General features: G+C 42.8%; 8 protein-coding genes and 1 other annotated feature. Of the genes, 4 read left to right on the forward strand and 4 right to left on the reverse strand.

Annotated elements, in window-relative coordinates; genetic code table 11:
- A partial coding sequence (locus tag Phpb_RS05875) for an RNA-guided endonuclease InsQ/TnpB family protein (RefSeq protein WP_131817494.1) occupies nucleotides 1–721 on the forward strand: 721 nt, incomplete at its 5' end.
- 421 nt (nucleotides 722–1,142) lie between these two features.
- On the opposite strand, the gene Phpb_RS05880 is transcribed toward Phpb_RS05875, so the two are convergent.
- The 4 genes from Phpb_RS05880 to bamD all read right to left on the reverse strand — a co-directional run bounded on the left by Phpb_RS05880 (nucleotide 1,143) and on the right by bamD (nucleotide 4,891).
- Nucleotides 1,143–1,589 (reverse strand): H-NS histone family protein, encoded by a 447-nt coding sequence (locus tag Phpb_RS05880; protein ID WP_046395558.1) that lies wholly within the window; start codon nucleotides 1,587–1,589, stop codon nucleotides 1,143–1,145.
- A 391-nt stretch (nucleotides 1,590–1,980) separates the two neighbouring features.
- Nucleotides 1,981–3,138 (reverse strand): bifunctional chorismate mutase/prephenate dehydratase, encoded by a 1,158-nt coding sequence (gene pheA / locus Phpb_RS05885; protein ID WP_065389564.1) that lies wholly within the window; start codon nucleotides 3,136–3,138, stop codon nucleotides 1,981–1,983.
- A gap of 55 nt (nucleotides 3,139–3,193) precedes the next feature.
- Nucleotides 3,194–3,313: a sequence feature (Phe leader region), on the reverse strand.
- A 198-nt stretch (nucleotides 3,314–3,511) separates the two neighbouring features.
- A complete protein-coding gene (gene raiA, locus Phpb_RS05890; protein WP_036782348.1) occupies nucleotides 3,512–3,874 on the reverse strand; it encodes a ribosome-associated translation inhibitor RaiA in 363 nt (120 codons plus the stop codon).
- Nucleotides 3,875–4,159: 285 nt separating this feature from the next.
- Nucleotides 4,160–4,891: an outer membrane protein assembly factor BamD gene (gene bamD, locus Phpb_RS05895; RefSeq protein ID WP_036782316.1), complete on the reverse strand. Its 732-nt coding sequence runs from the start codon at nucleotides 4,889–4,891 to the stop codon at nucleotides 4,160–4,162.
- Between the two features lie 137 nt (nucleotides 4,892–5,028).
- On the opposite strand from bamD, the gene rluD reads away from it, so the two are divergent.
- The 3 genes from rluD (at nucleotide 5,029) to clpB (ending at nucleotide 9,447) form a co-directional block, all read left to right on the forward strand.
- Nucleotides 5,029–6,006: a 23S rRNA pseudouridine(1911/1915/1917) synthase RluD gene (gene rluD, locus Phpb_RS05900; protein ID WP_065389565.1), complete on the forward strand. Its 978-nt coding sequence runs from the start codon at nucleotides 5,029–5,031 to the stop codon at nucleotides 6,004–6,006.
- Complete coding sequence (gene yfiH, locus Phpb_RS05905; protein WP_065389566.1) at nucleotides 6,007–6,738, forward strand: purine nucleoside phosphorylase YfiH; 732 nt, start codon at nucleotides 6,007–6,009, stop codon at nucleotides 6,736–6,738. It abuts the gene before it with no gap.
- Nucleotides 6,739–6,873: 135 nt separating this feature from the next.
- Nucleotides 6,874–9,447 (forward strand): ATP-dependent chaperone ClpB, encoded by a 2,574-nt coding sequence (clpB, locus tag Phpb_RS05910; RefSeq protein ID WP_065389567.1) that lies wholly within the window; start codon nucleotides 6,874–6,876, stop codon nucleotides 9,445–9,447.
- The last annotated feature ends 314 nt before the right edge of the window (nucleotides 9,448–9,761 follow it).

A 9,761-nucleotide genomic window follows, 5' to 3' on the forward strand; every position in this document is an offset into this window, starting at 1 on the left:
CCTGAGTCGTTCAGCCACCGGCAAATACTACGCCTCGATACTCTGTGATGATGGCATGGCCGCGCCCGAGAAGCCCTCTTTGATAACCCAGATGACAGGTTTGGATATGGGATTATCTCACTACGCTATCAAATCCAGTGGAGATAAGATGGCCAATCCCCGTCATCTTATCAATGCCGGCCGTAATCTGAGGCGTAAACAGAAGGCCCTCTCCCGGAAACAAAAAGGCGGCGCCAACCGTCGTAAAGCACGACAGAGGCTTGCCGCCGTACACGAGCGGGTAGCGAATGCCCGCGCCGATTTTCAACACAAACTCTCCCGAACAATGGTTGACGAAAACCAAGCGATAATTGTTGAGACACTGAAATCGGCCAACATGATGAAGAATCCCAGGCTGGCTCGCGCTATCGGCGATGCGGGCTGGCATGGCTTCATCAAGAAACTGGAATACAAAGCCGCAGAGAAAGGGGTTCATCTGGTGAAGCTGGATCAGTGGTTCGCCAGTTCGAAAACCTGTCACTGTTGCGGTCACAAAATGCCAGAACTGCCGCTGCATAAGCGGAGCTGGCCATGTCCTTGCTGTGGTGTCGAACATGATCGTGATATCAACGCAGCGCTCAACATCGAGCGCAAGGGCATACAGGAATTACAGGCGGCGGGACTCGTCGTTTCTGCCCACGGAGGCCAGCGTAAATCCGTTGCATCGACGGTGGCGGCCTGAGAAGTGGGAAGCCTCGCCGTTTATACGGCGGGGAGCAGTCACATAATCAACTCTCTTTTCAGGGCTTAAATCCTGACAGATTAACCGTTTTATCCCCATTTTATGAAAAGTTGCATCGATTAAGTTAAATCAGCTTTTTATACAAAAGCATTAATCTTTCTGTATTTGTGTTTTTAAATGGTCAATTAAATGTAAAATAAACAGAATAATGTACAGACATCTTTTTAGATATCCTTTACCTTTTAAAAATTTGGCATTAATTGGCGCCTGTTCTTTTAACATTTTCTTGATTAATAACTGAGTTAATCGCCCATAAAAAGACGCTTGCTATCGCCCCAAAAAGCGAATGCAAGCAAAAAAGGAAAGTAAATAGTATTAAACAGATGATAAACCTATGAGGCTATTCTCATTCTGAGGCGTTTTATTTTTGAATTAAAAACTCATTTAATGAATGACCTTCATTGAGGAGTTTTTGTAAACCTGATGGTTTTTTCCCGTTTCCTGACCAGTATTTAACTTCTCCATTTTCATTAAACTGATACTTAGGTTTTCTCGTCTTTCCTTTTCCTGCATTTGATTTTTTAGCTTTAAAACTAGAGACGGTAACAGGTATATTAATGGTCTTAAGATCAAGGCCGGTTTCTTCAATCAGCCTTAATATTTCTAAACGTTTTTGTTCTTTTTGTTCCGCTTCTAAACTCATTAATCTGAAGATTTCTTTGTTTTCTTGAACGACTACCTCTAATGCTTTGTAAACATCATCTAACCATTCAACATCTTTTGTTTGCGCAAATCTTCTTAATGTGGATATTCTTGATAAATGGTTTGATACAATCTCATATTCTTGTTCTATGGTTAATGTTGTCATTTTGTCACCTTGTTAATAAGTTTAAAACCTGTCTTTTCTGATGTTTTCTCTTCCGGTGTCAGTATAACACCAGATTTTTTACTTGCTTTAAAAAAGCTTTAATCATTTCTGTTTTACCTTTAATGATTAAAGTTTTTGCCTTCTTTTTCACGATATGCTTGCGGTTTTTTCCAGGCTTTAAAACCGTGGCGACAGATAAAACGTGGTTTTTATTAACACCGGTTTTGTCACATTCAGATAAACGTATTTAAGCTGAGAAAGTCGGGGTTTACGAAATAAATAAAAAGCCTTTAAACCGAAGGTTAAAGGCAGTAAAAATTTTCTCATTGATAATAAAAATGTTGAAAGCCAATAATCTGAACCGGATATTTTAATACCCGGTTCTTTTTAATCAGGAAGGATTAACCGGCACCACACTTTCTGTTGGATAACATCCCAATACCTTTAATGAATGAGTGATTTTCGCCAATGCTTTCAGAACGTGTTGCATATTAATTGAACGAATATTAGCTTGGACATCAATATAAAACATCTCTTCCCACGGATTCCCGTTAATCGGGCGAGATTCCAGTTTACTCATAATAATATTATGTTTTTTCAGCACCATTAACGCATCTACCAGCGCGCCTGCCTGCTGTCCGGTTGCCATAATAAATGTCGTTTTGGCCGGTACCTGTTCTGCAACTTCAATAGGCTGACGGGCAACAATAATGAAACGAGTAATATTATGTGATTGATTGGCTAGATTCTGTTCCAGAACTTGTAACTGATAAAGTGCGCCGCCCGCTTCACTACCTAAAGCTGCAATTTCTGGTGAATTCTGTTCAGCGACTTCTTGCATTGCTGCGGCAGTGCTTTCGCAATATTTAATTTTCCAATGTGGGAATTGATTAATATATTGGCTACATTGTTGGAATGGTTGAGGGTGACTGTAAACCGTTTTGATCTCTGATAGCGTTGTGTCTCTTGCAACGAGTAGGCAATGGTCAATAGGAAGGGTTATTTCTCCCACAATTGACAAATTGGTATGTTGCAACAAGTCATAAACATCATTGATGGAACCAGAGCTGGTATTTTCAATGGGTAACATTCCGTAATCCGCTTGGCCTGTTTCAACTAGGGAGAAGATATCCTGGAACTTATGGCAGTTACATTCAATTAATTGATTGAAATGGCGTGCGGTATATTGGCGGGCTGCGATATGAGAGTAGGAACCTCTGGGACCGAGGAATGCAATACGCGCTGAATCTTGGGGTGTTTGATTTAGGTGTTGCTGCAATAATGCTTGTTGAGTGAGTACGGAATCTTCAATGATCATCTGAAAGAGACGCGAAATATAAAAGCCATCAAGCCCGTAGTTTTTCCCTTTTTTAATTAGGACATCTAGTAGTTCTCGTTCGCGATCCTTGTCTCTGATGGGGCGATTATCCTGTAACTTAGTTTGTGCGATATCAAAAGCTAATTGGCGACGCTCTGCTAGTAAAATCAGTAACTTTAAATCAAGTTCGCTGACTTTTTCCCGTATTTTCAGCAAATTATTTTGATCCATAAATGGGTTCCTAATGGGTTATTCACATTCTGATAATAATAGGTTTGCAATAGACAGAAAAAAGCCTCCCGATGGGGAGGCTTACTGTTCGTCTTCTCACTCTTTTTTCAACGACGAAAGCCTCCCTCAGGGGAAGGTAAAAAAGAAAGAAGAGAAAAACAGGTTTGTATTCATCATATTCTCATATTCATAGTTTATGTGACCGATCTTTGTCCAACCGGGCGAAGCTTTCCATTATGCTTTCCATTTCATCGGCAGCCATCCGCACTGGACAAGGGGTTACGGTAATTTTCGTTAATTAACCTTATGTTGTTGTTTCTGTCAACAAAAAACGCGTCCAAATTGGACGCGTTAGAGGCAAGTCATTGTTATTTTATTGTGATATTTCTGGTTCTGTTTCTAGTTGTGCTTCTAGGTTGAGGTTTAATTCTTTAACACTGTTGTCAGTACGGCGTGCTTCTCCCTTATGCTGAACTTTGTTCAATTGGCGCTCCAATTTTGTTAATAATTCATTGATAGCAATATACATATCTTCATGTTTCGCACCGGCGACTAGCATACCATTCGGTATACTTATGGTTGCATCAGCCCTAAAAATTTGAGGCCCTTTTGATAGAATAATATGAGGATTTATCAGATTTACTTGCCATTTATTGAGTTTGCTTAGACGTTTTTCCACGTGGTTGCGAATTGCCGGGGTAATCTCCATTTGTTTGCTGGTAATATTCACTATCATATAGTTACCTCTCATTATTGATTATCCACCTTCAATAATTTCAGCATACATTTCTTTTTCATGGAAAAGGTGATCTAAATCACTATTTAATCAGGTATGAGGCAACTAGTTGAAGTAATTGTGATTAGTGGTAAAAATACAAAGAATATCTATTGCAGGATTGAAGCTAATAAGACACTATTGACAAGTTGAGTCTTTTATTCTCCTAATGAATAAGCGGTTTTTTTGGATTTGACAAGTAAAAATAAAACAGCGGCGCCAACCGCTGTTTTATCATCTGCTTTTTTATACAGGATTAGCAGCAATGAGTTTTGCTACTTTATCTGCCTGAGCTGTTAAACCCAAATGTGTATAAGCTTTTTTCATGTAAGGCAGTGCTGCGAGAGTCGGCTGTGTATCAGGGTAATCACGTAACATTTGCTCAACCCGATTTACCACCGCGACATAGGCGCCGCGTTTGTTATAATATTCCACAACAGAAAGTTCATACTTTGCCAGGCGCTCTTTGATAAACATTAAACGCTTAATAGCATCGGCAGTATATAGGCTGTTAGGATGATAGCGGACTAATTGGCTAAAATCTTTGAATGCTACCCTGGCGTGTTCAGGATCACGATCTGAGCGGTCAATGCCGAAGAAACTTTGCAATAGACTGTTATCTAAAGCTTGTGAAGTTAATCCACGCATGTACAGAACATAATCAATGTTGGGGTGAGTTGGATTCAGGCGAATGAAGCGGTCAATAGAAGCAAGCGCCATTGGCAAGTCAGAGGATTTATAATAAGCATAAATCAGATCGAGTTGTACTTGCTGTGAATAAGGGCCGAATGGATAGCGATTATCGAGGGTTTCCAATTGCTTGATCGCATCTCCATAGCTACCATTTTGCAGCTTTTCCTGACCCTTAGAGTAAATTTCCGCGGGTGGGCTGTCGGGGACAGCATTTTTATTACCAGCGCACCCGGAAAGTACCAGGCTCAATGTGGCTGCCGCCACCAGATATTTTATGCGTATCATCACGTGTTGATTATCCTCTGAGTGTTTTCTGGGAGACTATCCATGAAGCTCCCGGCAAAAGATCGAGTTACAATAGCACACTATATTAAATTAAACGGCTCTGCCGTCAAAACTCAACGTAAGTGTAGAAACAATATATGGCACAACAAATTCGACTTAATACAACAGTCGCCGAATCTCAGCTCGGCCAACGTTTAGATCAGGCTTTGGCTGAATTGTTCCCTGATTATTCAAGATCACGCATAAAAGATTGGATCTTGGATGACAGAGTTCAGGTTAATGGCAAATTAATCAATAAGCCAAAAGAAAAAGTGCTGGGAGGTGAAGAAATTGCAATTGATGCCATCATTGAAGAAGATGCGCGTTGGGAACCTCAGGATATTGCGTTAAATGTTGTCTATGAAGATGATGACATTCTAGTCATAAACAAATCGCGTGATTTGGTCGTTCATCCGGGAGCAGGAAATCCAGACGGTACGGTATTGAATGCGCTGTTATATCGTTATCCTGAAATTGCCGATGTCCCTCGGGCGGGCATTGTTCACCGTCTTGATAAAGATACGACAGGGCTGATGGTCATTGCTAAAACGGTTCCCGCTCAAACACGTTTAGTCGAATCACTCCAACTACGCGAAATTACCCGTGAATATGAAGCGGTGGCGATAGGTCGTATGACCGCTGGCGGAATCGTTGAAGAACCCATTTCTCGTCATCCAACAAAACGAACGCATATGGCAGTGCATCCAATGGGAAAACCGGCTATTACCCATTATCGGGTAATGGAGCATTTTAGGGCGCATACTCGTCTGCGCCTCAGACTGGAAACAGGCAGAACACACCAGATACGTGTTCACATGGCCCATATTAGTCACCCATTGGTAGGCGATCCTTTGTATGGCGGTCGTCCTCGTCCTTTGAAAGGGGCTTCTGATGAATTTCGCGAGGTAATGCGTAACTTTGATCGTCAGGCATTGCACGCCACGATGCTGCGCCTTTATCATCCGATAACCGGCATTGAAATGGAATGGCACGCTGAATTACCTGAAGATATGGTGATGCTGGTTAAGGCATTAAAAGCAGATGCAGAAGCGTTTAAAGACGAAATGGATTGGTGAATGACCCCGCTTATTTTTCCAAACTGGCCGCAACCGACGACAGTAAAAGCCTGTAGTTCTACCCGTTTAGGGGGAATGAGCTTATCACCTTACAATAGCCTGAATCTGGGTAAGCATGTTGGTGATAAACCTGATGTTGTTGAACAAAACAGGCATATTTTAGCGGAAATGGCAGAACTGCCTCAGCAACCAGTCTGGTTAGAACAGGTTCATGGTACGCGCGTTGTGAGACTTAATGGTCAGCCGCTGGAAGATAAGAGAGCTGATGCTGTTTATACCAATATTCCTGGGCAGGTTTGTGCCGTGATGACGGCGGATTGCCTGCCTGTACTATTTTGCAGTTCTGCCGGTGATGAGGTTGCCGCTGCCCATGCGGGGTGGCGAGGTTTATGCACTGGCGTACTGGAAAACACTATCGCTCAATTTAAAGCTAAACCTCACCAGATCCAAGCTTGGTTAGGGCCGGCGATTGGTGCGAAAAAATTTGAAGTCGGCAATGAAGTTTTGCAAGCGTTCACTAGCCAGCATGCTGATTTGAGCCAAGCTTTTATACCTTTTGGCGAAAAGTATTTAGCGGATATCTATTTGTTGGCAAAACTAAAATTGCAATCTGTTGGTGTGAATGCGATTTTTGGCGGGGGTGAGTGTACTGTCACTAATAAAGAGAAATTTTTCTCTTATCGGCGTGATGGGATCACCGGACGTATGGCAACTTTAATCTGGCTGATATAACCTATCCCGTAGGGCGATCCGTTGGCGCATAAGAGAAAATATCTCACAATTTGCTTTTCAGAATAACCTTGAATATTTGAGGAATGGCCTCATTTAATCTCCAGTAGCAACATTCTGAACAGTATTGGAGGTGTTATGCGTCTGGATCGTCTTACTAATAAATTCCAGCTTGCTCTCGCTGACGCCCAGTCCCTTGCACTTGGGCATGATAATCAGTTCATCGAACCAATTCACTTAATGAGTTCACTGTTAAAACAAGAGGGTGGCTCTATTCGCCCATTATTAACGTCAATTGGAATCGATGCGAGCCGTGTCAGCAATCAGCTTGAGCTGGCTTTAGAACGTTTGCCGCGGGTACAGGGGGTTGGTGGTGATGTACAACCATCCAATGACTTAGTTCGTCATTTAAATCTGTGCGACAAACTAGCGCAAAAAGCCGGGGATAATTTTATCTCCTCTGAATTATTTGTTCTGGCAGCATTGGAAGAACGTGGCACGTTAAGTGACATATTGAAAGCTGTTGGCGCAACAAAAGAAAAAATCACTAAGGCAATAGAACAAATGCGTGGTGGTGAAAAAGTTGATAATCAGGGAGCGGAAGATCAACGCCAAGCCCTGAAAAAATATACTATTGATCTGACTGAACGTGCTGAACAAGGCAAACTTGATCCGGTGATTGGCCGTGATGAAGAAATTCGCCGCACTATTCAGGTATTACAACGCCGTACCAAAAATAATCCGGTCTTAATTGGTGAACCCGGGGTCGGTAAAACGGCCATTGTTGAAGGGCTTGCTCAACGAATCATTAATGGTGAAGTTCCTGAGGGGCTTAAAAATAAGCGCGTCCTTTCCTTGGATATGGGGGCGCTATTAGCAGGGGCTAAATATCGTGGTGAATTCGAGGAACGTTTGAAAGGCGTGCTGAACGACCTTGCTAAACAGGAAGGCAATGTCATTCTGTTTATTGACGAATTGCATACTATGGTTGGTGCGGGTAAGGCTGACGGGGCAATGGATGCTGGCAACATGTTAAAACCAGCCTTGGCTCGTGGCGAACTTCACTGTGTTGGTGCGACAACACTGGATGAATATCGTCAATACATTGAAAAAGATGCAGCGCTGGAACGCCGTTTCCAAAAAGTTTATGTCGCAGAACCTTCCGTAGAGGACACTATCGCTATTTTGCGCGGTCTGAAAGAACGTTATGAGTTACATCATCATGTACAAATTACCGACCCTGCAATTGTCGCGGCAGCAACATTATCTCACCGTTATATCTCAGATCGTATGTTGCCGGATAAAGCTATCGACTTGATCGACGAAGCGGGTGCCAGTTTACGTATGCAAATGGATTCAAAACCGGAAGCGTTGGACCGTCTGGAACGTCGGGTTATCCAATTGAAGTTAGAACAGCAGGCGCTGAAAAAAGAGTCTGATGATGCCAGTAAAAAACGGCTTGAAATGCTTAATGAAGAGCTGATCGTAAAAGAGCGCGAATATTCTGAACTGGAAGAAGAATGGAAAGCTGAGAAAGCCGCGCTAACGGGTACTCAGCACATAAAAGCAGAATTGGAAAATGCCCGTATCAGCTTGGAACAGGCGCGCCGCGGTGGTGATTTAGCGAAGATGTCTGAAATTCAATATGGGAAAATACCTGGATTGGAAAAACAGCTTGCCGCAGCCACACAAGCTGAAGCTAAGCATATGAAACTGCTTCGTAACAAAGTTACCGATGCGGAAATTGCAGAAATTCTTGCTCGTTGGACAGGTATTCCTGTTGCCAGAATGCTTGAGAGTGAAAAAGACAAGCTGTTGCGCATGGAACAAGAGCTGCATAAACGTGTCATTGGTCAGGATGAGGCAGTCAATGCAGTATCTAATGCGATCCGCCGTAGCCGTGCTGGATTAGCTGATCCAAATCGTCCGATTGGCTCATTCTTGTTCCTTGGTCCAACCGGTGTTGGTAAAACTGAGTTGTGCAAGGCGTTAGCGAATTTCCTGTTTGACAGCGATGATGCAATGGTGCGTATCGATATGTCTGAATTTATGGAAAAACATACCGTATCAAGGTTGGTAGGAGCGCCGCCGGGGTATGTTGGTTATGAAGAAGGCGGTTATCTAACAGAAGCGGTTCGTCGTCGACCTTACTCCGTTATTCTGCTTGATGAAGTGGAAAAAGCGCACTCGGATGTATTCAATATCTTATTGCAGGTGCTGGATGATGGTCGGTTGACTGATGGGCAAGGTCGTACCGTCGATTTCCGCAACACGGTTGTCATCATGACGTCTAATCTCGGGTCAGACATGATCCAGGAGCGTTTTGGTAGTCTGAATTATGATGAAATGAAAGATATGGTGATGGGAATTGTTAGCCATCATTTCAGACCTGAATTTATTAACCGTATTGATGAAGCTGTTGTGTTCCATCCATTGGGGCGTAGTCATTTATCAGAGATTGCAGATATCCAATTGCAACGTTTGTACAAGCGTCTGGAAGAACGTGGTTATCAGGTGACGATTACTCAGCAAGCGCTGGACATGTTGGCGGAAGCAGGGTTCGATCCTGTTTATGGTGCACGGCCATTGAAGCGAGCTATCCAGCAGGAAATCGAAAACCCATTAGCTCAAAAGATACTTTCCGGCCAACTATTGCCAGGAAAACGAGTTACTCTGGATGTGGAAAATAACCATATCGTAGCGAAGCAATAACTTTATCTTTAACGAGAGAATAAAGTCAGTGAGAGATAAGGGGGCAGAAAACTGCCTCTTTTTTTATCATTTTGCTCATTAAATCGCAATTTAGCCCTGTTTTTGCTTAATTGGTGTTCGGATGGATTCTTTTTGTAATTAAACGCTTGCCAGCGTCAAAGAATTCCCTATAATGCGCCACCACTGACCGACACAACGCTGATAAACATTGTGAGGTCGGGCGGAGAAAAGCGAATAAGCGCTTGACTCTGCGGGCGAAAAGCGTAATATACGCAGCCCGGCTGAACGAGAATGTTATTTTTTGATTCAGCCTG

It is taken from the genome of Photorhabdus namnaonensis, from assembly GCF_001684335.1.
Classification (GTDB): Bacteria; Pseudomonadota; Gammaproteobacteria; order Enterobacterales; family Enterobacteriaceae; genus Photorhabdus; species Photorhabdus namnaonensis.

Bases quoted from the DNA above. Each gene is read 5' to 3' on its own strand.
- yfiH (WP_065389566.1), top strand. From the start codon at position 6,007: ATGACCCCGCTTATTTTTCCAAACTGGCCGCAACCGACGACAGTAAAA.
- rluD (WP_065389565.1), top strand. From the start codon at position 5,029: ATGGCACAACAAATTCGACTTAATACAACAGTCGCCGAATCTCAGCTC.
- clpB (WP_065389567.1), top strand. From the start codon at position 6,874: ATGCGTCTGGATCGTCTTACTAATAAATTCCAGCTTGCTCTCGCTGAC.
- pheA (WP_065389564.1), bottom strand. From the start codon at position 3,138: ATGGATCAAAATAATTTGCTGAAAATACGGGAAAAAGTCAGCGAACTT.
- raiA (WP_036782348.1), bottom strand. From the start codon at position 3,874: ATGATAGTGAATATTACCAGCAAACAAATGGAGATTACCCCGGCAATT.
- Phpb_RS05880 (WP_046395558.1), bottom strand. From the start codon at position 1,589: ATGACAACATTAACCATAGAACAAGAATATGAGATTGTATCAAACCAT.
- bamD (WP_036782316.1), bottom strand. From the start codon at position 4,891: ATGATACGCATAAAATATCTGGTGGCGGCAGCCACATTGAGCCTGGTA.